The sequence below is a fragment of the Bacillus sp. GMa5/1 genome, assembly GCF_050172015.1.
GTDB classification, from domain to species: domain Bacteria; phylum Bacillota; class Bacilli; order Bacillales; family Bacillaceae_G; genus Bacillus_A; species Bacillus_A cereus.
Genome location: NZ_JBNLYC010000030.1, coordinates 1 through 22,760, shown reverse-complemented (window position 1 = coordinate 22,760; position 22,760 = coordinate 1). Strand labels below are relative to the sequence as shown.

Sequence of the window (22,760 nt, the reverse complement as noted above, 5' to 3'; positions counted from 1 at the left end):
GAGTATAAATAAAATATCCCAACAAGAAAAAGCTTCCACTACTGTGGAAGCTTTTCTAAATAATGTGCAATATCAACATACATATTTGAGTAAACCGAATGTATTTCATTACTTGGCGTTGCGTTAGAAGAGAAGTGGGCGATTACCATATTTGCTTTCGGATCGATGTAAAGTGTTTGTCCGTAACTACCTAACACTTCACAAGCACCTTGTTCATTGTGCGGAATCCACCATTGATTATGATAAGAAATGGAAGCTCCAGGGCCAATTGCAAGTTCACCTTCTTGGACATTTTTTATATCTTCAGTAATAGAAGAAGGGAGAATTTGTTTTCCATTATATTCCCCGTTGTTTAATAGTAATTGCCCAAATCTCGCCATATCTCTAGCAGTTGCATTTAATCCAGCACTAGCTTGTTCTACTTTTGTTTCATCTGTAACGTAATACGCGTTTTCTTCCATACCAATTTGAGACCAAATTCGTTCACTTACATTTTCAGCTAGTGATTTACCAGTAATAGTTTTAATAATCCAAGCGAGCGTTTCTGTTGATCCGTTATTGTAAGAAAAGGAAGAACCAGGCGGTGCAGTTTCTTCGGCTTCTCGTAACATATCATAAATTTTCATCGGACCGTCGTAGTTTTTGCCGCGGGGTAAAATATTGCTAGCTAAATATAATTGTGCATCTTGATTTTCTAGCCCAGGCTGCTCATATCCGTGGGTCGGGTATTCTGCTGACACTTGCATGTCCATTAATTGCTGAAGTGTGGCATTACCGAACGGTGTGTTTTTTAATTCTTTTATGTAAGTGTCAGCTGTTTTTTCTAAGTCAATACGTTTTTCTTCAGCGAGAGATTGTATAATTGCCCCGGTAAAGACTTTTGCTAATGATGCCATACCATGAGGTTCATTCTGTTTATACCCATTGAAATATCGTTCGTAAACAAGTTGTCCATTATGTACAACGACAAAAGCATCTGTTTTGTTATCGTCTAAAAGTTTTTTTAGAGGAGTTGTATTTCCGAATCTACGCTCCACAGCAAAATCGTCTAAGTTTTGCAATGCGGAAGGGAAGTGAGCAATTTGGTCAGGATTGTTTTTTACGTTATTAACTAAAGTGAATTCTTTCATATGGGTATATGACCAACGTAAGTAAGGGTCATTTAACCAGTTTTCTTTTGTCACATTATGTTTTGATGGGGTCGTTTTATTTTGTTTGAAGTAAGTAAACCCAAGCCCTGTAATTACAAATATGAATGTTAGTATAAGTAAGAGTAGGGGAGATTTTTTTAGTTTCATATATGGCCCTCCTTTTTATTTCTACTATAAGTATACGCTCGTCTTGAAAGAAATACAAAATAAGGAAAGTAAACGGGGAAGTTTACTTTCCTTATTAACGTTAAGCGGAAATTTTTCCGTCTGTAGGTTGTTTCTTGAATTTTTGTTTTCGTCCGTGTAATCCATAATATAAAAGTAAAGTGAACGCAACGATAATAGCTGCGATAAAATACATATTATGATAACTGGATTTCGCTGCGACAATACCTAAAATGAAAGAACCAAAGCCAATACCACTATCAAAGAATGAGAAATACGTAGCTGTCGCAGAACCACGTCTATGGTTTGGAGCGGCAGAAATCGCAATCGTTTGGAAACTCGGAATTAATGTTCCGTAACCTAAACCGATTAGCATACCTGCGCCAAGGAACCAAAATGAAGTTTGTGCTTGGCTTAATATGAACATTCCGATTGTGAAAATAATGATAGCAGGGTAAACGAGTACATTTTCACCGAAGCGATCAAAAATCTTTCCTGTAAATGGACGAGAAATGACAACAACAAGTGCGTATAAAATAAAGAAGTAACTTGCAATTTCACTTAAACCGAGTTCTTTCGCATAAATAGGAATAAAGGATAAAATACCACTATAAGAAAAGGCTAAAACAAATCCTGTAAGTGCAATTGGAATAGAAGATGGTTCGATTAAGTCTTTCCATTTCATTTTTTCACGTTTTTGTTTGCTAACAGGTGCTTCGTGTGGAATATCTACAAGTAGTCCTAATAAAAATGCAAGTAATGAAAATACGGAACAAACGATAAATAACACAGTAAACGAAAAATGAGAAATAATTGTTAAACCTAAAAAAGGACCAATTACCATCGGCAGACTCATAAATACGCCGAAATATGCAAGTGCTTCGCCTCGTCGATGAGCTGGCGCAACATCAGTTACGATCGTACCAGTAGCTGTCGTTGCCATCCCGAACCCAATACCGTGTAAGAAGCGAAGGGCAAGTAATAAGAATAAACTTTGCGCACCGAAATACATAACAGTAGCGGCTAAAAATAATGAAAGTGAAATAAATAATATTTTCTTTCTTCCTAAATCATCGAGCCATTTTCCTGTGAATGGTCTACATAAAACAGAAGAAATAAGAAACACAGTTGCAACTAAACCAATTTCCTCAGGTTTTCCTTTTAGGCCGTCTATTACATAGACAGGTAGAGTAGTCATAAGCATGTAAAATGTTAAGAAGAGAAATAGACTACTAAAACAAGTTCCGAGGAAATCCTTCGTCCAAAGTTTCTCACTTTGCATCGTCATCCCTCCAATTTAATCTAAATTTTTAATAATTTGTTGTAACACTTGAAATGCTTGATGTAAATCATCTTCGTTAATACCTTCTAGCGTTTTTTCTTCGAAAGTATCAACTTCTTCTTGCCATATTGGAATCATCTTTATCGCTGTTTCGGATAAAGAAATGAGCTTCTCACGGCGATCTTTACCTTCTGTACGAATAATCCATCCCATCGTTTCCATACGTGTTAACGTACGAGTCATCGTTGGTGATTCAACATTTAAATACTGGCACAATTCTGTTTGCGTACAAGAACCAGTTTGATTAATGCGGAAAATAACAGCCCATTGCGCACTAAATAACCCTGTTGGAGATACACGTTCATTAAATTTCTTCGTAAACTTTCGAGAAGTCTGGCTGACGATGTGAAAAAAATGTTGTTTTTCGTCCATGTATTTTGATCCTTTCAAATTAGTTACCTAGCTAACTATATACTTTTTTATAATAATTGTCTAGTAATAGACATGTTGATTTATGTAAAAAATTCTTATAGGTTTTATGTTGCGAACGTACATTCTACGTGCTATTCTTTAATTAAGTAAAGAATTTTCTTTCTATTAAATAGAATGGGGGAACTTGTGATGATTAAGCCTGCAACAATGGAGTTTGTTTCACTATCGAACGGAGAAACGATTGCATATCAGGAAGTTGGAAGGCGAAATACAGATATTCTTGTACTCATTCACGGGAACATGACATCGTCACAACATTGGGATTTAGTTATTGAAAAGTTGCAAGATCAATACCATATTTACGCTCTTGATTTAAGAGGGTTTGGACAATCAACGTATAATCAATCGATAGATTCATTACAAGACTTTGCAGAAGATGTAAAATTATTTATCGACGAGTTAAAGCTAGAGAAATTCTCATTAATGGGCTGGTCAATGGGCGGTGGCGTTGCGATGCAATTTACAGCGAACCACCCAACTTTTGTAGAAAAGTTAATTTTAGTAGAATCAGTAGGAATGAAAGGTTACCCAATCTTTAAAAAAGATACGAATGGGCAGCCGATTGTATCAAGTTTAGTAAAGACGAAAGAAGAAATTGCACAAGATCCAGTACAAATCGCTCCAGTATTAGACGCGATAAAAAATATGAACAAACTATATTACCGTACAGTATGGAATCTATTAATATATACGCATAACCAACCTGAACCGGACCGTTATGAAAAGTATTTAGATGATATGTTAACGCAACGTAATTTCGTAGATGTGAATTATGCGCTCATTACATTTAATATTTCAGATGAATATAATGGGGTTGTAGAGGGAAGTAAGCAAATTCATCGTATTAAAGCGCCAACACTCGTCATACAAGGCGATAGAGATTATGTCGTTCCGCAAGTAGTCGGTGAGGAATTAGCGAAACATTTGCAAAATGCAGAGTTGAAGGTATTAGAAGATTGCGGACACTCGCCGTTTATTGATTGTTTAGATGTATTTATAAAACATGTAGAGAATTGGTTAGAACAGAAATAATCCCCGAAATGAACAGTATTGCATATACTATAACATTTGTATGTTAAAGGGGAGATTATCAATGCATCAACCATTTTTCATCGCTTATTCGCCATATAATCATTACGCATATACAAAAATGATGATAAAACCGCTGTATATGCAAGTTTCGCCAGCTGTAGTTCCTTTACAAATGCAATATCCGCAGCCACCAATCGCTAACGCACAGCAATACTTATATGAAACTGCTTTTTATAAACATCCATACTTTAAGCAATTTCATAACAATGTGAAAGCACAAGTTTGGGAAGGATAAGGTAACAAGCTAAAAGATTCATTCTTTTAGCTTGTTTTTTATTGCGAATATTCGTACACGCATTTGCAGAAACAGTTTATAATGAAAAGTGGAAGCGTGAGAAGGAGAGGGAAAGGGATGTCAATGCGTTTTACTTTTTGGATTATGGTTGGGATTGTAGCAATCTCGGGTTTATCACAAGGAATGCTCTTACCGGCCATTGCAATGATTTTTGAACAAGAAGGGGTTAGTTCAAGTATTAATGGTATTCATGCGACGGCATTGTACATTGGGATATTAGTCATTTCGCCGTTTCTTGAAAAACCGATGCAAAGGTTTGGAATGAAGCCGATTATTGTTATAGGTGGGTTTCTCGTTATTATTTCATTATTCTTTTTTACACAAACATTTTCGTTTTGGGTATGGTTTATCCTTAGATTTCTAGTTGGAGTCGGAGATCATATGCTTCATGTCGGAACACAAACGTGGATCACGACAACATCAGACCCAAGTAAAATAGGGAGACAAGTATCGATATACGGTGTATTCTTCGGAATTGGTTTTGCCGTTGGCCCGTATTTAGCAAGCACTGTGCAGTACGGTCTTGCAACGCCATTTATTATATCTACTTTACTTTGTTTAATAGGTTGGCTTTTACTACTTCCAACAAAAAATGCATTCCCAGCGCAAGATGAAAGAGAAGTGAAGAGTGAATCATCATTTTCTCGTTATAAACAAGTTGTTGGATTAGGATGGATTGCACTGCTAGGACCACTTGCATATGGCGTACTTGAAGCAATGTTAAACAGTAACTTACCAGTATACGCACTTCGTAAAGGGTGGTCTGTTTCAGATGTATCCTTCTTATTACCAGCATTTGCAGTTGGGGGTATTATTACACAAATTCCGCTCGGTATATTGAGTGATAAATACGGAAGGGACCGTATATTAACGTGGACGTTTAGCATAAGTACGGGCATTTTTCTACTTGCCGCCGTATTTGATCAATATTACTGGATCGTCTTTGCCTGCATGCTTTTAGCGGGTATGGTTATTGGATCGTGCTTCTCTTTAGGGCTTGGATTTATGACTGATTTATTACCGAGACATTTACTACCGGCAGGTAATATATTATCCGGAATCGCTTTTAGTTTAGGAAGTATTATGGGACCTGTATTAGGCGGCGTATTTATAGAAAAAATACAGTATACAAGCTTTTTTATTGCGGTTATGATTATAATGGGAATTCTCGCAATGTTATATATGGTCTACATGAAAAATCAATTTGCATCAAGAAAAATAGAAAGTAGGTTAGGGCATGACAAAACAACCTAATAAAAAGAAATTTGAAGTACTTGAAAATGAAACAATTACAGACTGCTTAGCACGTATGGAACAAGAAGGCTACGCTCCGTCTCGTCGTATGGAAGAGCCAATCTTTCATGAAGTAAAAAAAGACGGCAAAACAGTAGTTGAACCGTGCGGTAGGAAGATTGTTTTTGAAGGGAAATTGAAGTAATCCAATAACAAATTCTCTTTATAGTATAGAGCCATCCAATAGTTGGGTGGCTTGTTTTTTTTATTAATCAATGCAGGAATTGAATAGAATGAATCTCTCGTTCATTTCTCCTAATGGGCTTCTTTATATGGGACAAAAGATTGCTACTTTTTTCGTATATTGGTAAAATAAGTTCTTGGGTCTTACTTATTGTTATCGGTATAATGTTTGTCGCTTGAATGAAAGAAATTAGTTACAAAAATTTCGTACTATGTAAAGGGGTACAGCAACGATCCCTTTTTTGGAGGCACTTTAAACATAAAGCGAGAGAAGAGGCTATATGAACGATTCTCCTATCTTGTTTAAATATTAAACGAGTTATTGCAATTGGAATAGGTATATCAAACTAGTCGACATCCTGATGGATCATCTTTTTCTAGTAACCTATCACTTCTGATGGAATCGATAGATTGCTAGAAAGCGGAAAACAATTATTAGTATATTCCGAAGCAGGTGTAACAGAGTGTCCTTCCATAATTAAGGGTAAAACCAAAATACGTTGTTTTAAAGAATGATTTGTTAGAACTGGTTATAAGGAATAAAACAGAAAAGAGGATCACATGTTAGATACTTTACAGAGAAGTAAAAAGTTTTTTTTAGTATGTCTTATTTTTTTAGTGCTTTTAACCGCTTGTGGTAATACAGATGTTAAGACGTCTAAAGCTTCATTACCACCGGCTGAATCCAATATAGATACATCATTAAAAGCACCAAATTGGGTAGAGAAAAGTCCTATCCAACAGTCTCCTAATTTTACGGAAGATAAAAAAGTACAATCGGTTGTGAATTTAATAGCTACGGGTGATAATTTATATCATGACGCAGTAATTAAAGATGGCAAACAAAAAGACGGTTCATATGATTATAATTATATTTATGAAAATATCAAAAAAGCTGTTAAATCAAGTGATCTTGCTATAGTGAACCAGGAGACTCCGATTGCCGGAAATAATTTAAAAGTACAGGGATATCCGACTTTCAATACACCTGAAGAAGTAGGCCAATCTTTAGTGGACACTGGATTCAATATAGTGACGCAAGCGACAAATCACGCTATGGATATGGGTATTAAAGGTGTTGCGAATACAAGAGAATACTGGAAGAAATATCCGGATGTTATCCCGGTAGGTATTAATGAGAGTAAAAACGAGCGTAATGAAATAAAAACGATTACAAAAAATGGTATTCGTTTTGCGTTACTAAATTATACATATGGTACGAATGGAATTAAAATTCCAGCTGATAAGTCTTGGGCTTTAAATTTAATTGATAAAAAAGCGATACAAAATGATGTGGAAAAGGCAAAGAGTAGCTCTGATATGGTGATTGTTATGGTGCATTGGGGAGTAGAATATACCTCAACACCTTCAAAGCAACAAAAAGAAGTTGCTCAATATTTAACAGATTTAGGTGTAGATGTAGTAATTGGAAATCATCCACATGTAATTCAACCAATTGAGTGGAAACAAAATAAAGATGGACATGAAACGCTAATCTATTATTCTCTTGGAAATCTTATTTCTGCGCAAGAAAAATTAGAAACATTAGTTGGAGGATTATCTTATGTACAATTTGTTAAGTATGAAGATAAGACTTTTGGTATACGACAAGCGGCAATCGTACCGACAGTAACCGACTATGCCGATGGTAAGAAACAATTTAAAATTCAATTTTTAAAAGATTATTCGGATGAAAATTCTAAAAAACATGGAATTAAAAAATTTGTCGGCCCCGTTTCTTTGAAGGATTTCAAGGAGATTCCTAGAGACGTGTTGGGAAATTGGTATAAAGACTAATAAACAAAAAGGGAATGAGATACAATTAAAAAATTTATAATTTTAGCATTGGTATTAGCAATGGGATGGAGTCTTGCTGCTTGTAGTGGAAAGCAAACATCTCAGGCAACTACTAATAATAACGATAAAAATAAAAATGAAATACATGCGAAGAAAAAAGATGTTTTACCTATCTCTGATGTTAATGATTGGAGAATTATCCTTGTAAATAGAGAGCATATGTTATCAAAGGAACTAGGAATTGAATTAACAAGTATCACTCAAAATGCGAAGCCAAATATGAAAATAGATAGTAGAATTGCAACTTCCTATCAGGATATGGTAGCAGCTGCAAAAAAAGAGGGAATCAATCTTTATTTAAGATCAGGTTATCGAGCTATAAAATTACAACAAACTTATTATGATGCTTCAGTTAAAAGCTATAAATCTCAAGGTTTGTCGGATAAAGAGGCTAGTGCTAAGGCATTGGAATATCTTCAGTATCCTGGTGCAAGTGAACATCATACTGGATTAGCGTTAGACATTATTTCAGTTGAATGGCAGAATACTGTAGAAGATTTAAATGCAAAATTTGAAACTACCGATGCATTCAAATGGTTAGATAAGAACGCTGCAGAATATGGGTTTACTCTCCGCTATCCAAAAGATAAAGAGAATATTACTGGCATTAAGTATGAGCCATGGCACTATCGTTATGTAGGAAAAGAAGTTGCCGTTTATCTAAAAGAAAAAGGGTTAACTTTAGAAGAATATAACGAAAAAATTAAGTCTGGTAAGTAAAAATATGCTTTAATTTTATTAAACATTATGCACTGCTACAAGAAAAGGTGAATCTGAGGATGTGTTAACCATCCACCTAGTATTGTAAAAACTGAGTATGATAATTTGAGCACGTACGAACCAGTTATCGTGTAAAAAGATGTATGTATTAAGAAATTAAAGTTAAGGATCTGATATTCATATCAGATCCTTTTTCTATTGTTCTTTTAAGAGCGACTGAGCCAAAATATTGGAATGAATATAGAAACAAAACAGCCCAAGAAATAGTATAACGAATCAGGGAGCCTACTCGTACGCTTCATTGGGATTATTCAGAAATAGTTGTTGATGAAATAAGAAAGAACTGGTCTTACTCTCAAGCAAGGATTTAATACGAATGAATTGGATAAAAGGTAGTAATAAATACATAGTCATATTGATTAAAGTTTCACTTTATTGAAGAAAAATGCGAAAGCCATTCATAAAATATGGAAATGTTAAAATCCCTTTGATAAAATAGCAATATGTAAAAATAATTATTTGTTAATTCTTAATGTAATGAATATTCATGTTTAAATATACGAATTTAACTACATAGTTATTGTGCTAAAGGGGGAGAAAGATGTTAGATGAATTGTACAATGCTTTTTTAAATGCGTCTGGTTTTACAGAAAGTGCGAGGAAACGAGATCGGTATGATGATTTACATGATTATTTAAAAGATAAAGAAAGAGAGTTAAAGCAATTCATTCAAGAGGCTGAATCAGCGAAGAGAGAGTATGAGAGTAAAAGTAATGGCTTAGAAGCTAATAAAATTCCGGCAGTTGAATTTGAACAAAAACGTCATGAAAAGGATGAAGAATTACATACATTAGTATCCTATTTTAAAAGTGCATTAAGCGATGTTGGATCTGCAAAAAGTACAGCTTATGCAAAGTATTTGGAATATAAAGCGAAAGCAGAATCAGAGAAAGCGTCAGCATACGCTGCAGCGACCAAGGCTTTTGAAGAAAAGAAAAAGGAATTTGAAAAACTTATCCATTAAGCATACAAAGAATGGAGGGAACCAACATGAGTGGTAAAGAGGTTGAAATTATAGGAAGTAACACTGCAAGTGCCATTTCTTACGCACAAAACATTGAAAATGGTATGAAGGATTCTTTAAACCAAGCGAAAGACTTAAAAGCATATGTCACAGGTGCGAAATGGAATGGAAAAACGAGAGATGCATTTTTAAGTTATCTTGATTTGATCATTCAATATAATTCAGAAATGGTAGAGGCATTTGAAGGACATACGAAAGCTTTGAAAGAGTTAGATAAAAGCATTCAAACGTACGGAGATAAATCGGAAGTAAGGGAGATAAAACAACTGTGATGGAGAAACGAGGGATAAAAGAATGGGGAAAGAAATGAGTTTTGCACCTGCTGAATTATATGTTCTCGCAGGTGCAGCTGGGGTTACCGATATATTTGGATTGCCAAACCGTGACGCAATTATTTTACTTGATGCAGAATGTGTCACGAAAGCAACTACGAGTTTAAAAGAAAAAGGCCTACTTACAAGTGAAAATGGAATTACCCCTGCAGCTTTTCAAATAATTGAACTATTAAAGGAATATGAAAATTGTCATGAATACACGAGAATGAATAATGTATTAATTGGCTTTTTAAAAGAGGATAAAGACCGAGTGGCTGTATTAACAGAAATAGAACCAAATAAAAAATACGAGATCGACTACATACCAAAACCGGACGTATATTTTTCATTATTAACACGCATTCCTTTCTTATTGAGAGAACCGAGGGAAATAGAAGATACATTTTTCTCAAAGAGAATGACAGAGGCAGAACAACAAACATTTGAGGAAAAAGATTTATCAAATAAAGACGTTATAGCGATAGAAACGTATACGAGGCCTCGAAGTAATAGAGGAGGAAAATGGGAATGTTTCTTATATTTTACTGAAGGAGAAGATTTCGTTCAAATAGATGTAGATCGTAATCGATATGACTGGGTGAGCCTCTATGCGGTTAATAAGAAATTGTATGACGTGTTAAAAATGCCATATAAAAAGTTAATTGACCCGAGACAATTCTCGTTAGGAGGTATTCAATAATGCAAGTATCAATGGGAGATAGTGGTTCTGGTGGTGGAGAAGAAGTATTAGTTAATTTTCAAGAACTACTTGATATAGTAATGAAGTTAGAAAATATATATAAAATCCATGTAGACGTCATTGGAACGAATATTGAGAGTTTATTAAGCTGTGATTTTTATCAAAAAGGTGAAGCGATGAGAGTAATTGAAAAATATCCTGATATATTACACAAAACACTAGAATTGGCTGAACACTATTCTAGGTCAGCGACAGTTGTAGGAAATGTATGTGTAGAAATGCTTGAAAAGGACGAACAATTACGTGAAATATTAAGTAAGTTGTAGAAATCACCATACGGCTGGGGGGATGAAAACGAGATGGATGTGAAATATAGACCTGAACCATGGCAAAACATGGGGGATGGTATGAATCGAATTACAAAAGATGCACTCATAAAATTACGGGAAGCAAATGAATCATTAAAAAGAATTGATGGAAGAATACGAGATTTAGACTCGGATGGTAGTATACATTTTAATCCTAAAGATCAATCGCAAAAAATCGGGGAATTACTTGATAGCTATTCGACATTACAAAAATATTGCGGAGAAGCAGGGCGATTAGTCTCTGAACATATAGATAAACCTTTTTTAGTAGAAATGGATAAATTCGCTCAAAAAATGAGAGATACATCTATTCTCAGTTTTGAAACAAATAACCGAATTGGCTCTACAACAACGACAGTATTACCAGGTGCGCATGCAGGCTACGGAAGTGTACCACAAACAATACAGAAGAAGAAAGATAAAATAACAGTAGAAGATATTTTTAGAGATTCTCCTGCATTTGATAACGTACTTAGGGCAGAATACAAAGAACTAAAAAAACAAAATCCAGATGCAAAATTAAATTATGAAGAATACAAGAAAGTAGTCCCATCCACACGAGGATTTGAATACAAATCGATAGAAGATGAACAGAAAAAACTAGAAATGGTGCGAGACATAGGAATAGGCGTAGGAATCATCATCACAACAATCCTTTGTCCACCACTCGGAACCGCTGCGGCAGTTGTATACGGCGCTGTACAAATAAAAAGCGGTATCGACGGAGAAGACTGGGGAACACACCGGAAATTGAGCCAAGAAGAACGAACAGGAAACATCATTTTTGGCGGATTAGATGCAATCCCAGCTGTAGGGCTATTAGGAAAAGGAGTAAAAGCATTCAAAGGCACGAGTGAATTAGCTGATTTAGCGAAATTATTAAAATTCAAAGAAGGAATGCCTGGTTTTAATCCAAATTTGGGTAAAAATGTGGTACAATCGCTTAAGGAAAATAAGACTTTAAAGAATGCACTAGATGCTATGAAAAATACTCCTATTCCAGTAGCAGTTAGGACGGTGGATACTGGAATAGGAATGAAGCTTCCTTATATAGAATCTTCAACTGTTGGAGAAGTAGCCGGAAAGTTTTCAAAGGCAAGTACGGCAGCTAAGGATGACGCTTATCAACTTGCTAAGGGTAGTGGTGGTTCAGGAGTTAGTAAGGAAGGTAGTGTGGCTAAGGGTACGGGTGAAGTAAAGAACCTAGATAACGTTCCGCGAATTGATGAAATTGAAGTAAACTTTAATTATAAAACTAAATTCGATTCAGAAGAATTTGCAAGACAGTTAAAGGATCAAGAAAAAGGTATGAATGAATTAACCGTATATGAGTATCAGCAAAATCGGAAGCGATTTATTGATGAAGGTAGAGCAATAGAAGGAAATGCAGCACAACAAGCAGCTCGTGAAAAAGCCTTAAGTAAAAAAATAGAAGAATTATTTGAAAGTGGAATGTCTTGGGAAGAAGCTGAGGGAAAAGCAGCTAGTTGGTTGAAAACACAGGCAGCACTTCATAATCCTGATCAAATAGCAGGGGGAAATCCGTTGCATATTGGTGGTCTGGGGGATAAAAGGATAAATTCTTCACTAGGTAGTCAATGGCGGTATAGAATTGATATTGTTGATGAACAAATCAAGGAATTAGAAAAGAGTTTAACCCTAGAACAACGGAAAAATACGTATTTAAATGTTAAACTTACATATTAAAGGAGGATTGTCAATTGAGTATTTATAGTGATTTTAAAAAAAATAGTAAAGTAGAAGAGTCTACAATAAATAAGTATAAAGAATACCTTCCTAAAGAATTGATTGAAGCATGGAGAATTTATGGCTATGGGACTTTTATGGATGGCTATTTAAAAGTAATAAATCCGGATGATTTTAGTTCTTTAGTAAGTGACACATACTTAAGGAGTAAAGGAACGATTCCTATTTTTACTACATCCCTAGGTGATATTATAATTTTTGAGAAAGATGAAAATCAAGAGTCGTATATAGTTATGATTAACTATCGGAAAGGTAAAACAAAAGTGTTAGCCTCAAAATTCTCCTTGTTTATTAGATTTTTAGAGGAAGAAGCATTTAAACAAAGGGCATTAGGTTGGTTACCTTATCCAGAGGCAATAAAACAATATAATGAACCAGAGTATGAAGAATGTTTTGGTTATACACCTTTACTAGGGCTTGGTGGAGAAGAAAAAGTAGAGAATTTAAAAAAGGTGAAATTGAAGGAACATATTCTAATTATTACTGAGTTTATGGGCCCTGTCCAATAATAGAAGAAGCAAGTGTTTTACTCCTATGCGAATGGATATATAGGATTAGTTTTAATAACTTACACTTACTAATTCATTTGCAGATATGTCAATGTTTGTATTGCTAAAGTTAAATATACAATAATTCATAAAAAGATCAATGAAAATAAAGTATATGTGGTGTGGAGAGAAAAAAATAGAGTGTTTGAAAATACGTACTTCATGATGGTTGTACCGTCATGGAGTATTATGTGCAATGATAGAATAGAAAAAGAATTACGAGCTTAGGCGAGATGACATTTTACTGTGCGACGAATATAAAGACATGGAATGGACATGAAACTAACGGACTCGTACAAACTCGTAAGTTTTAACGTAGTAGTTGTCACGACATACAAAAGGTGTCATACTGTTACTACAAAACTTACAAACTTATGTTACTTAAAAACATATGAACTTAAAGCACTTGATTGTCAATTAAAGGCAACAAGTGCTTTTTTGCGTTTAAGCGTAGAAATTTAAAAGAGCATTATAATTTTATAAGTGTATTAAGTGTTAAATTTTTATTGTTGTTTTATAGATTGTAATGGCTATGTACAGCGTACGACGATAGTAGAGGAAAAAATAAAGGGTTGTATTATTTTTGGAAATCATCGTAAAGTACGTTTTAACGGATGGACGTTATGCACACGTTATCCGCAAAAAACGGGTAAACGTTACAGGGATTGTAATTGCTGTAACGGGAAGGGGCTCAATATGGGAGAGAAAGTAGTTGGTTATGTACGAGTTTCAACGGAAGGACAAGTGCGTGAAGGGTATAGCCTAACGTATCAAGTAGAAGAAATTGAACGGTACTGCATCGAAAATAAACTACAACTGCTTCACATATACGAAGATAAAGGAATCAGCGGAGCGAAAGTAGATGAAGATGGATTAACAGTTGAACGTGAAGGTCTACAAGAGCTATTGTCGGATATGGCATATCATCAAGTGAGCAAAGTTATTGTACTAAATACATCTCGGTTATGGCGCTCTGATATGGCAAAAGTGTTAATACAACGAGAGCTAAAGAAACACAAGGTAGATGTGAAAGCAATTGAACAACCAAATTATAGTATATACACGCATGACCCAAATGACTTTTTAGTAAATGGTATGTTAGAGCTATTAGATCAATATCAACGTCTTGAGATTGCATTAAAGCTAAGTCGAGGCAGAAAGAAGAAAGCAGAACAAGGTGGATATGCGGGGGGCGGTGTGATGTTTGGTTATAGAGTAAAGAAAGAACAAAAGGTGTTAGAAGTAGATACGGAGAAAGCAGTGGTTGTACGTAGACTATTTGAGTTAAGACACTTTTTTAAACATTGGTCGCTGACTCAATTGGCAGAACGACTGAATAGGGAAGGTTATCGTACAGAGAAAGGAAAACAATTTACGAAAGTACAAGTGAAACGCATGTTAGACCGAGAGAGTTTTTATCGAGGGATATATACATACGGGCAAATACAAACAAACGGTAAACATCCAGCAATTATATAATAGTCGTACTTAAAAAAATCACTCATTTTACTATATGTACTTATGAAATTATGAAAATGGATAGGCTTGCGTACCTATGCGCATCGGAAGATGAACGCTCGAACTAAGGTTGCCGACGTTTTTATATATGACTAAATCATTGAATAGAGGGATGAGTTATGCATAATAGACAGAACTATTTGTATGTAGGAGTAGATTTACATAAGGAGCATCATACGGCTGTTATTATTAATTGTTGGCAAGAAAAATTAGGAGAAATACAATTTGATAATAAACCATCTGCATTTTCGAAGTTTTTATTAGAAGTAGAGACATATGTGAGTGCTGGGATAACTGTTGTATTTGGTTTAGAGGATGTTGGTGGTTATGGAAGAGCGTTAGCGAAATATTTAGTAGATCATGAACAAGTAGTGAAAGAAGTAAATCCAGCTTTATCATTTTTAGAGCGAAAAAGCCATGTGACGACACAAAAAAGTGATAGTTGGGATGCGGAATGCGTAGCCCGTATACTAATAAATAAGTTAAATCAATTACCAGATGCAAAGCCAAACGATTTATTTTGGTCGATACAACAACTAGTTTCAAGAAGGAATGCATTAGTAAAAGCACAAAGTGCGTTAAAGAACCAATTACATATTCAATTAAACCACCATTATCCAAGTTATAAAAAGTTTTTCTCAGAGTTAGATGGAAAAACAGCATTAGCATTTTGGCAGCAGTATCCGTCACCCTTTTGTTTAGAGGGTGCGAATATAAAGCAATTAACAGCTTTTTTATTAGATGTTAGCAACAATACATGTTCAGTAAAGAAAGCAAGCGACATATTAAAACTTGTAAAAGAAGATGGACAAACAATGAAAGAGTATCAAGAAACACGAGACTTTTTAGTAAGAAGTATTGTACGGGATATTGAGTTTAAAAAGAAGGAAATGAAATACATCGAAAGAGAATTAAAACGGTTAGTAAATCTACTAGATTATCAATTAGAGACGATGCCGGGAATAGAACTTGTAACGGCATCAGCATTAATTGCAGAAATTGGGGATGTAAGGCGATTTCCAAATGCCAATAAATTAGCACGATTTGCGGGGATTGCGCCTGTTTACTTTGGTTCTGGTGGGAAAGGTAAGACACACAAAAGCAAACAAGGAAACAGGGCGCTACACGCTTTATTTTATAATTTAGCAGTACAGCAAGTGCAAGTAGCGAAAGGAAGTAAGTTACCTAGAAACCCAGTGTTTCATGCATACTATCAAAAGAAACTTAAAGAGGGAAAAACAAAAGGACAAGCATTGGTATGTATTATGAGAAGGCTTGTAAACATTGTATATGGCATGATGAAATATAAAACAGCTTATGAGTTGCCAGTAGTGGAAGAAAAAGAAGTAGTTTAATAAGGGTTTACATGGTTTGCTTTTTTATTGTGAGGGTTTAAGATTACAACATAGGGTACGGGTAATAGTCGAATAGATTATTTACGTAATAAATATGGAAAATTTACTTCGAAAGAATTGAATTATAGGATTAACTTACGCGGCGAAACACTTAAGGAATTGCAAAAGTTAAAGGATACGGGGATAAGTAAGAAAAAAATTGGTCCAGCCTTTGCTGGAGTGTATGATAAAACAACTGGTAAAATTTATTATGCGATAAATGACTACGATGGAATATTGCCCGATTTCCATCCTTTAATAAAGCATTAAAGGCTAATCCAAGTGCTGGTTTGGATAATTTTGTTATCAATGTAATTCGTACGGGTCAAAATAGAACAAAACCAGCTGGAATGATGTTTCTAAGGTGTCCTCATTGTGCTTATCTTACAGATGAATTTGAAATAATCACGGAGGTTTCAAAAAATGTTAAATGATATATTAACGAAGGAATATATAATACAGAACGGCCTAGAGTTTGAGGAGTACTTAGAATACGGAGGGCCTTATGATTTAGGAATAGTAGAGTATACTGATGATGGAAAAGAAAAATTATTTACTGGATTAGCTTACGATATTTATGAAAATGGGAATATAGAAAGTTATTTCTACGTAGAAAATGGTGTTAAACAAGGAAAATATGTGGAATTTTATCCGAGTGGTAATATAAAAAGGATAGGAAATATGAATAAAAACTCGGCAGAAGGCTACCAGGTTGAATTCTTTGAAAACAGGGCTAAAAAGTATGAGTCTGAATGTATTGCCGGACGTGAGATGACTTTTAAAAAGTATGATGAACAAGGGAATATTATAGAACAAAAAACAGAACCAAGTGAATCAGATTTATTATATGCTAAAAAATTCAGTAGGGAGCCAAAAGTATAATAAAGTAAATACTATACAAAATCAGTTGAAATGTTGAGTTGTAATTCATTAAATGAAGTATGGTTAGAAGACATACAGGAGGTATGCACTAAATTTGGTATGAAAGTGGAGAGGGAAATATGAAGAGAAATTTAAATGCGGCGATATGTTTATGTTGCGCTGAGTGGGATCAACAAGAATATATAAAAAAACAAAATCTTGAATCAACCAAAGAGAATTTACTATTTATTGAAAAAAATTTACGCTGTGATTGCAATGGATAATTCTAAATTAAAACCTTTAATAGAGGAATTTAAAAATGAGCAGCGTGCATTCTTACCAAAAGTACAACTTAGAAATACCTTTGAATTAGAAGAAATACGATTTGTTGCAGGAGTAGATTTAGCGTATTGGGAATTAAATGGTAAAACTTATGGTACATGCTGTATTGTAGTCATTGATTTTAGTACACATGAAGTTGTTGAAAAAGTGTACAGTTATGGAGAAATAACAATTCCGTATATTTCAGGTTTTCTTGCTTTTCGTGAGTTGCCTTTAATTAAAGCTGCAGCAAAAAAACTAACTAAGCAACCAGATATCTATATGTTTGATGGGAATGGTTATTTGCATTATCGACACATGGGTATTGCAACACATGCTTCTTTCTATTTAAATAAACCAACAATTGGTGTAGCGAAAAGTTATTTAAAGATTAAAGGTGTAGATTTTACTATGCCTGAAAATCAAGAGGGATCGTATACGGATATTATCATTAATAATGAAATATATGGTCGAGCTTTAAGAACAACCAAAAGTGTAAAACCCATTTTTATTTCATGTGGTAACTGGATTGATTTAGAGACAAGTACTGAAATTGTCATGAGGCTTATTAATAAAGAAAGTCGGTTACCCATACCTGTTAGATTAGCAGATTTAGAGACACATATAATGAGAAAAAAACTATGGGAAAATTATAAGTTATAGAGCTAAAACCTTGATAAGTTGAATACTTATCAAGGTTTTTATGTAACTGCTTTAAATAGAGTATTACGTGCAAGGATAGAATAGAAAAAGAAGTACGAGCTTAGGCGAGATGACATTTTACTGTGGGATGAATATAAACGCATGGAATGTATATTAAATTAACGAACTCGTACAAACTTGTAAGTTTTTAGAGAGTATTTGTTATGAAGTATAAAAAGTTTCATACTGTTACTACAAAACTTACAAATTTATGCTGCTTAAAAACAGATGAAACTTAAAGCACTTGATTGTCTACGAAAGACAACAAGCGCTTTTTTATTTCTATTAAAAACTTTTTATTTGAATTCAAGGATCAGATGATAAAAAGGTATTTACAATTGATTACAGTTCGAGAATGTAGTTTTATTGAAAATAGAAATTTTCTTTTAGTAGTTCAACGAAAGAAAGTAGTTAAACTAATGAACTCGTACAAACTCGTAAGTTTTAACTTAGTACTTGTTACCACATATAAACGGTGTCATACTGTTACTACAAAACTTACAAATTTATGCTACTTAAAAACAGATGAAACTTAAAGCACTTGATTGTCTATTTGAGGCAACAAGTGCTTTTTTGTGTTTTAGCGTAGAAATAATGTGGTACAATCGCCTAGGGAAAATAAGACTTTAAAGAATGCACTAGATGCTATGAAAAATACTCCTATTCCAGTAACGGTTAGGATGGTGGATACTGGAATAGGAGTGAAGCTTCCTTCAACTGTTGGAGAAGTAACTGGAAAGTTTTCAAAGGCAAGTACGGTAACTAAGGATGACGCTTATCAACTTGCTCATGGGCATAGTAAATTAGAAGGAAGTAATAAAACTAGCGGAGTGGGTAATAATAGCTCGCGTACTGACGAAATTGGAATCGAATTTAAACGTAATCGGAAACATAATGAAGATGAGTTTATACGACAATTAAAAAACCAAGAAGATGGACTGGGAAAATTGACAGTTTATGAGTTTATTTAGAATCGGAACCAATTTTTAAAATATGGGAGATCAAAACAAGCAAATTCAGCTCAAAGATTAACACGAAAACAAGCTGTGCAAGATAAAATTGATGAATTTATGGAAGAAGGTTTTTCATTTAGGGAAGCAGAAGAGCAAGCTTTAAAGTGGATAAAGGATAAAGCTGCATTACATGACCCAGATCAAATTGCGGGTGGAAATCCATTAAAAATAACTGGCATGGGTGATTCTAGAATTAATTCATCAATAGGTTCGCAGTGGAAAAGCAGGATTGGTAATGTGGATAAGGAAATTAGACGAGTTGCTGACACCTTATCAGAGGAAGAAAAAAAATTGACATATCTTAATGTTAGATTGAAATCGGAGTAGGGGGATACTATGGAAAATATAAATGATTTTATATCTTTCGAAAAACCATCAACAGAGGTTATTGAAAAGTATACAGGGAAAGTTCCAGATCAAATAATAGATTTATGGAAATGCTATGGGTTTGGGAGTATGTTAAATGGATACTTAAGAGCAATAAACCCAGAAAAATATTTAGATATATTAAAGGAAAGTTATATTCGTTATGAAGAAGCTATCCCAATTTTTACAACAGGTATGGGAGATATTCTTGTGTGGGAAAATAACTATTTATTATTACTTAAGTATCGAAAAGGTACGGTAGATGTAGTAGCTGGAAAATTTAAGTTTTTCTTTAAAAATACGAAAGATGATTATTTTTTAGAGAAAGCATTGGATTGGAAGCATTATCAGGAGGCATTAAATAAATACGGAAAGCTTGAAATTGATGAATGTTTTGGTTACACACCTTTACTTGCACTAGGTGGACCAGAAAAAGTAGAAAATTTACAAAAAGTCAAACTTATCGAGCATGTTTATTTAATTACTCAATTTATGGGGCCGATAGAATAATGAAAGAAGAAACTGGAAGGTGGATTAATCCTCTTTCAGTTTTTTTATTTAAAAGGCTATTAATGTAAATGAAGCTTTAAAAGATACGATTGAGTTAATGTTATAATATAGAAATGTGGTAACGAGAAACTTGGATTAAATTTATAAAAAGTAATTTTTTATGAATTAAGGCTAACATAAATTCCTAGTATTATATAATTGAAATTAAACTAGCAAAAGGTGCGGACTCCGTAACCCCATTCGTTAAAGGTGTAGAAATACTGCCAGATGGAAGTGTCGTTAGAACTGGAACGAACTATAGCGGGAAATTCCAAGAAGCCCATGATGCCTCAAAGGCGAGTATTCAGAGTAGGATCTCGAATATGGAGAGTGGTGGGGGGAGACCCCAGATTAGAATATTTGAGAGGGAAATATGATGAATTAACTTCTGAACAGCCCCATGCTGATATTAATGAAAGGGCTGGTATTACATTTCCGCAAAGGTCCACTAGGAGTCAACTTAAAAATGGAGGTTATATTGTTGAAGATGTTGACTTGTATAAAAAAATGAGTCCAAATAAGAATCGTGCTCTAGGTTTTCGGAATACAAAAAATGATGGATTGGTACAAGCGCATTACGCAATACAAGATGAATGGGCTAAGATATGGGCTTAAAACAAGCGGTAATAATTATAGCAGTCGACAAGCACCATCAATATTACTCAAATCTACCTCTGGTGAACCACATGCTATAATATTCGTTCTTCAAAGAGCTAGAAGAAGGAATGAAGGTTTTAGTACGGGTATAATATACGAATTTAATATTAGCTATAAAGAAATGATTGAAGTGGATGTAGATTTTAAAGTAGCAAAAAAAGTAATGTGAGAAGCATATAGATATTTTGATGGATTAGGAGGATTTAAATGATAAATGTTGAAAAATTGTCAACTTACGAATTATATTCTTCAGTTGATGAAAATGAAATTAAAAAAATTGAAGAGGAAATGGGATTAATACTCCCTAATGTTTATAAACAATTACTAAAGCATACAAATGGCTTTGTATCCGATAATGGAGTCGTTATATTTGGAGTGGATATAATAGATGAAAGGAATAAAATATATGAAGTCCATGAATATGCAAAGGGTTATGTTGCTGTAGGAAGTAATGGTGGAGGCAAAATACTGTTAATGACTGCAAATGAAAACGCAACAGAGTTAGTACAAGTTGATTCGGGGATTATGTATCCGAATTATGCAACCACAGTAAGTGAGAATTTTATACAGTGGATAAATGACGGAGCGATAGGTATTGACTGTGTGGACGAAGAACAGGAAGTGTTTAAGGAAAAACTGTGTAATCTTATATTGGTAAGTCCACCAGTAGGAGGGGCTATGGATTTAAAGAAAATACAAGAGGTATTTATTATCAAAAAGGGATTGTTTGACTTATTAAAAGGATCAAAACAATTACCATTCGTGTTAATGAAAGACATACCTGTTGAGTTGGCTTTAAAAAACATAGAACTGTTAGGCGAATTAGGGGATATATTGAAAATATCTAGTACTGATTAACTGATTTTAGGGCTTAAAATAGAGGGTATTTGAATTAAGAACCGTTTAATACAATTATTAATTCAAAATAATATTGTTGAAAAATTGCTATTGGTTCCGTGTATGTCTTATATAATCAATAAATTAAACTCTTAGAAAATATTATTTGAATTTAGAGTGCTTGATTGCCGACTAAAGGCAATGAGTGCTTTTTTATTAGATAGACATGGATCATCAAGTACCGGATAAAATGCAGTTAGTAGTGTCTAAAACGCATAAAGTTAACCATTTAGGTGGAAATGCATTATGGGGGATGGAATCGGATGAGTAAGGTACAATGGAGATCACCAGATGAACCTATTATACGAGAAGATGTAAAGAATGTTGAACAGGAATTGAACATTAATTTTCCTTTAGATTATATAGAATGTGTGATGAATAATAATGGAGCGCATGTTAGTCCAGAGGTGTTTGAAGTTGAAGGGAAAAGAAAGGTTTTTGGAACGTTATTAAGTTACGATATGGAAGATGATGAAAATATTATAGAAGTATTTGATGATTACAAGGATACACTACCAGCAGAATTAGTTCCTTTTGCTTTTGACCCAGCGGGAAATTTAATATGTTTTGACTATAAAAATGACAAAAATAACCCTGTTGTGGTATTTTGGGAATATGAAAATGCTGGTGAAAAAGAAATGTTGATGCGAGAAGAAGGATTAACAGAAGAACAAGTGGAAGAACGTGCAAGAGAGAATGTATTTTACATTGCAGATACATTTACTGATTTTTTAAATAAATTACATGATTAAAAAAATAAAGTTTATGTGAAGTGGATAGAAAAAATAATAGGGTGTTTGAAAATTGATACTCCATGATGATTGTACCATCATGGAGTACTGTGGTGTGCAATGATAGAATAGAAAACGAAATACGAGCTTAGGCGAGATGACATTTTACTGGTTCACGAATATAAACACATGGAATGTATATTAAACTAACGAACTCATACAAACTCGTAAGTGTTAACATAGTCGTTGTCACGACATATAAATGGTGTCATACTGTTACTACAAAATTTATAAATTTATGCTACTTAAAAATAGATGAACTTAAAGCACTCGATTGTCGATTAAAGGCAACGAGTGTTTTTTTGCGTATTAGCGTAGAAATTTAACAGATCACTATAATTTTATTATGTAAACTTTTTACATAGTTTTCTATACAACTA

Annotated in this window: 25 protein-coding genes and 1 pseudogene; 23 read left to right on the top strand and 3 right to left on the bottom strand. The window is 34.1% G+C overall.

The genetic code is table 11. The features are described 5' to 3' along the window. Positions 1-38: 38 nt before the first annotated feature. The 3 genes from ACQGSG_RS10125 to ACQGSG_RS10115 form a co-directional block, all read right to left on the bottom strand. Positions 39-1,298 carry a serine hydrolase domain-containing protein gene (locus ACQGSG_RS10125; RefSeq protein WP_000768749.1) on the bottom strand — a complete coding sequence of 420 codons (1,260 nt, stop codon included), beginning with the start codon at positions 1,296-1,298 and terminating at the stop codon, positions 39-41. 100 nt (positions 1,299-1,398) lie between these two features. Continuing rightward, complete coding sequence (locus ACQGSG_RS10120; RefSeq protein ID WP_001190318.1) at positions 1,399-2,598, bottom strand: MFS transporter; 1,200 nt, start codon at positions 2,596-2,598, stop codon at positions 1,399-1,401. 15 nt (positions 2,599-2,613) lie between these two features. Beyond that, positions 2,614-3,030, bottom strand: coding sequence for a MarR family winged helix-turn-helix transcriptional regulator (locus tag ACQGSG_RS10115; RefSeq protein WP_000343675.1), 417 nt, complete (start codon positions 3,028-3,030; stop codon positions 2,614-2,616). Between the two features lie 189 nt (positions 3,031-3,219). Here ACQGSG_RS10115 and ACQGSG_RS10110 point away from each other — a divergent pair, with 189 nt between their 5' ends. The 23 genes and pseudogenes from ACQGSG_RS10110 to ACQGSG_RS10000 all read left to right on the top strand — a co-directional run bounded on the left by ACQGSG_RS10110 (position 3,220) and on the right by ACQGSG_RS10000 (position 22,341). After that, positions 3,220-4,122, top strand: coding sequence for an intracellular short-chain-length polyhydroxyalkanoate depolymerase (locus ACQGSG_RS10110; protein WP_000594883.1), 903 nt, complete (start codon positions 3,220-3,222; stop codon positions 4,120-4,122). A gap of 61 nt (positions 4,123-4,183) precedes the next feature. Beyond that, complete coding sequence (locus ACQGSG_RS10105) at positions 4,184-4,417, top strand: hypothetical protein (RefSeq protein WP_000554159.1); 234 nt, start codon at positions 4,184-4,186, stop codon at positions 4,415-4,417. Positions 4,418-4,534: 117 nt separating this feature from the next. Further along, entirely contained in the window at positions 4,535-5,731 is a 1,197-nt protein-coding gene (locus ACQGSG_RS10100) for an MFS transporter (RefSeq protein WP_000062802.1), read from the top strand. Beyond that, positions 5,715-5,915, top strand: coding sequence for an NETI motif-containing protein (locus tag ACQGSG_RS10095; protein WP_000166303.1), 201 nt, complete (start codon positions 5,715-5,717; stop codon positions 5,913-5,915). The genes ACQGSG_RS10100 and ACQGSG_RS10095 overlap by 17 nt, the downstream gene beginning before the upstream one ends. 599 nt (positions 5,916-6,514) lie before the next feature. Further along, positions 6,515-7,750: a CapA family protein gene (locus ACQGSG_RS10090; RefSeq protein WP_000887606.1), complete on the top strand. Its 1,236-nt coding sequence runs from the start codon at positions 6,515-6,517 to the stop codon at positions 7,748-7,750. A gap of 48 nt (positions 7,751-7,798) precedes the next feature. After that, positions 7,799-8,530, top strand: coding sequence for a M15 family metallopeptidase (locus ACQGSG_RS10085; RefSeq protein WP_000241986.1), 732 nt, complete (start codon positions 7,799-7,801; stop codon positions 8,528-8,530). Positions 8,531-9,131: 601 nt separating this feature from the next. Next, the gene (locus ACQGSG_RS10080) at positions 9,132-9,554 is read left to right on the top strand and encodes a hypothetical protein (protein ID WP_000883470.1); all 423 of its coding nucleotides are present in this window, start codon (positions 9,132-9,134) and stop codon (positions 9,552-9,554) included. 26 nt (positions 9,555-9,580) lie between these two features. Continuing rightward, entirely contained in the window at positions 9,581-9,886 is a 306-nt protein-coding gene (locus ACQGSG_RS10075) for a WXG100 family type VII secretion target (protein ID WP_000014537.1), read from the top strand. Positions 9,887-9,908: 22 nt separating this feature from the next. Then, entirely contained in the window at positions 9,909-10,628 is a 720-nt protein-coding gene (locus ACQGSG_RS10070; protein ID WP_000514121.1) for a DUF5081 family protein, read from the top strand. Next, the gene (locus ACQGSG_RS10065) at positions 10,628-10,954 is read left to right on the top strand and encodes a hypothetical protein (RefSeq protein ID WP_001198201.1); all 327 of its coding nucleotides are present in this window, start codon (positions 10,628-10,630) and stop codon (positions 10,952-10,954) included. The genes ACQGSG_RS10070 and ACQGSG_RS10065 overlap by 1 nt, the downstream gene beginning before the upstream one ends. A gap of 33 nt (positions 10,955-10,987) precedes the next feature. Beyond that, the gene (locus ACQGSG_RS10060; RefSeq protein WP_325842288.1) at positions 10,988-12,703 is read left to right on the top strand and encodes a polymorphic toxin type 15 domain-containing protein; all 1,716 of its coding nucleotides are present in this window, start codon (positions 10,988-10,990) and stop codon (positions 12,701-12,703) included. Positions 12,704-12,717: 14 nt separating this feature from the next. Next, entirely contained in the window at positions 12,718-13,272 is a 555-nt protein-coding gene (locus tag ACQGSG_RS10055; protein WP_050821999.1) for a T6SS immunity protein Tdi1 domain-containing protein, read from the top strand. Positions 13,273-14,007: 735 nt separating this feature from the next. Beyond that, positions 14,008-14,790, top strand: a complete 783-nt coding sequence (locus ACQGSG_RS10050) for a recombinase family protein (RefSeq protein ID WP_046392896.1) — start codon at positions 14,008-14,010, stop codon at positions 14,788-14,790. 158 nt (positions 14,791-14,948) lie between these two features. Continuing rightward, entirely contained in the window at positions 14,949-16,184 is a 1,236-nt protein-coding gene (locus ACQGSG_RS10045; RefSeq protein WP_000551888.1) for an IS110 family transposase, read from the top strand. Between the two features lie 462 nt (positions 16,185-16,646). After that, positions 16,647-17,105 carry a toxin-antitoxin system YwqK family antitoxin gene (locus ACQGSG_RS10040; RefSeq protein WP_000930862.1) on the top strand — a complete coding sequence of 153 codons (459 nt, stop codon included), beginning with the start codon at positions 16,647-16,649 and terminating at the stop codon, positions 17,103-17,105. A gap of 119 nt (positions 17,106-17,224) precedes the next feature. Beyond that, on the top strand, positions 17,225-17,368 hold the full coding sequence (locus ACQGSG_RS10035; RefSeq protein ID WP_000828062.1) for a hypothetical protein: 144 nt from the start codon (positions 17,225-17,227) through the stop codon (positions 17,366-17,368). Next, a complete protein-coding gene (locus tag ACQGSG_RS10030) occupies positions 17,361-18,068 on the top strand; it encodes an endonuclease V (protein ID WP_015382421.1) in 708 nt (235 codons plus the stop codon). Before ACQGSG_RS10035 ends, ACQGSG_RS10030 begins: the two co-directional genes overlap by 8 nt. Before the next feature lie 632 nt (positions 18,069-18,700). Continuing rightward, a pseudogene (locus ACQGSG_RS10025) lies at positions 18,701-19,447 on the top strand (polymorphic toxin type 15 domain-containing protein); the annotation flags it as partial. A 9-nt stretch (positions 19,448-19,456) separates the two neighbouring features. Then, complete coding sequence (locus tag ACQGSG_RS10020; protein ID WP_000427863.1) at positions 19,457-19,996, top strand: T6SS immunity protein Tdi1 domain-containing protein; 540 nt, start codon at positions 19,457-19,459, stop codon at positions 19,994-19,996. Between the two features lie 194 nt (positions 19,997-20,190). Further along, the gene (locus ACQGSG_RS10015; RefSeq protein WP_325842309.1) at positions 20,191-20,412 is read left to right on the top strand and encodes a hypothetical protein; all 222 of its coding nucleotides are present in this window, start codon (positions 20,191-20,193) and stop codon (positions 20,410-20,412) included. A 176-nt stretch (positions 20,413-20,588) separates the two neighbouring features. After that, the gene (locus ACQGSG_RS10010) at positions 20,589-20,861 is read left to right on the top strand and encodes a hypothetical protein (protein ID WP_325842287.1); all 273 of its coding nucleotides are present in this window, start codon (positions 20,589-20,591) and stop codon (positions 20,859-20,861) included. 38 nt (positions 20,862-20,899) lie between these two features. After that, positions 20,900-21,550 carry an SMI1/KNR4 family protein gene (locus tag ACQGSG_RS10005; protein ID WP_097999263.1) on the top strand — a complete coding sequence of 217 codons (651 nt, stop codon included), beginning with the start codon at positions 20,900-20,902 and terminating at the stop codon, positions 21,548-21,550. Positions 21,551-21,852: 302 nt separating this feature from the next. Next, a complete protein-coding gene (locus tag ACQGSG_RS10000) occupies positions 21,853-22,341 on the top strand; it encodes an SMI1/KNR4 family protein (RefSeq protein WP_098518424.1) in 489 nt (162 codons plus the stop codon). Positions 22,342-22,760: the final 419 nt, after the last annotated feature.

Coding starts and splice junctions, on each gene's coding strand:
- ACQGSG_RS10000 (WP_098518424.1), top strand. CDS start 21,853: ATGAGTAAGGTACAATGGAGATCACCAGATGAACCTATTATACGAGAA.
- ACQGSG_RS10120 (WP_001190318.1), bottom strand. CDS start 2,598: ATGCAAAGTGAGAAACTTTGGACGAAGGATTTCCTCGGAACTTGTTTT.
- ACQGSG_RS10080 (WP_000883470.1), top strand. CDS start 9,132: ATGTTAGATGAATTGTACAATGCTTTTTTAAATGCGTCTGGTTTTACA.
- ACQGSG_RS10035 (WP_000828062.1), top strand. CDS start 17,225: ATGAAGAGAAATTTAAATGCGGCGATATGTTTATGTTGCGCTGAGTGG.
- ACQGSG_RS10105 (WP_000554159.1), top strand. CDS start 4,184: ATGCATCAACCATTTTTCATCGCTTATTCGCCATATAATCATTACGCA.
- ACQGSG_RS10060 (WP_325842288.1), top strand. CDS start 10,988: ATGGATGTGAAATATAGACCTGAACCATGGCAAAACATGGGGGATGGT.
- ACQGSG_RS10005 (WP_097999263.1), top strand. CDS start 20,900: ATGATAAATGTTGAAAAATTGTCAACTTACGAATTATATTCTTCAGTT.
- ACQGSG_RS10115 (WP_000343675.1), bottom strand. CDS start 3,030: ATGGACGAAAAACAACATTTTTTTCACATCGTCAGCCAGACTTCTCGA.
- ACQGSG_RS10095 (WP_000166303.1), top strand. CDS start 5,715: ATGACAAAACAACCTAATAAAAAGAAATTTGAAGTACTTGAAAATGAA.
- ACQGSG_RS10045 (WP_000551888.1), top strand. CDS start 14,949: ATGCATAATAGACAGAACTATTTGTATGTAGGAGTAGATTTACATAAG.
- ACQGSG_RS10040 (WP_000930862.1), top strand. CDS start 16,647: ATGTTAAATGATATATTAACGAAGGAATATATAATACAGAACGGCCTA.
- ACQGSG_RS10065 (WP_001198201.1), top strand. CDS start 10,628: ATGCAAGTATCAATGGGAGATAGTGGTTCTGGTGGTGGAGAAGAAGTA.
- ACQGSG_RS10020 (WP_000427863.1), top strand. CDS start 19,457: ATGGAAAATATAAATGATTTTATATCTTTCGAAAAACCATCAACAGAG.
- ACQGSG_RS10125 (WP_000768749.1), bottom strand. CDS start 1,298: ATGAAACTAAAAAAATCTCCCCTACTCTTACTTATACTAACATTCATA.
- ACQGSG_RS10070 (WP_000514121.1), top strand. CDS start 9,909: ATGGGGAAAGAAATGAGTTTTGCACCTGCTGAATTATATGTTCTCGCA.
- ACQGSG_RS10100 (WP_000062802.1), top strand. CDS start 4,535: ATGTCAATGCGTTTTACTTTTTGGATTATGGTTGGGATTGTAGCAATC.
- ACQGSG_RS10030 (WP_015382421.1), top strand. CDS start 17,361: ATGGATAATTCTAAATTAAAACCTTTAATAGAGGAATTTAAAAATGAG.
- ACQGSG_RS10075 (WP_000014537.1), top strand. CDS start 9,581: ATGAGTGGTAAAGAGGTTGAAATTATAGGAAGTAACACTGCAAGTGCC.
- ACQGSG_RS10090 (WP_000887606.1), top strand. CDS start 6,515: ATGTTAGATACTTTACAGAGAAGTAAAAAGTTTTTTTTAGTATGTCTT.
- ACQGSG_RS10050 (WP_046392896.1), top strand. CDS start 14,008: ATGGGAGAGAAAGTAGTTGGTTATGTACGAGTTTCAACGGAAGGACAA.
- ACQGSG_RS10010 (WP_325842287.1), top strand. CDS start 20,589: ATGATGGATTGGTACAAGCGCATTACGCAATACAAGATGAATGGGCTA.
- ACQGSG_RS10110 (WP_000594883.1), top strand. CDS start 3,220: ATGATTAAGCCTGCAACAATGGAGTTTGTTTCACTATCGAACGGAGAA.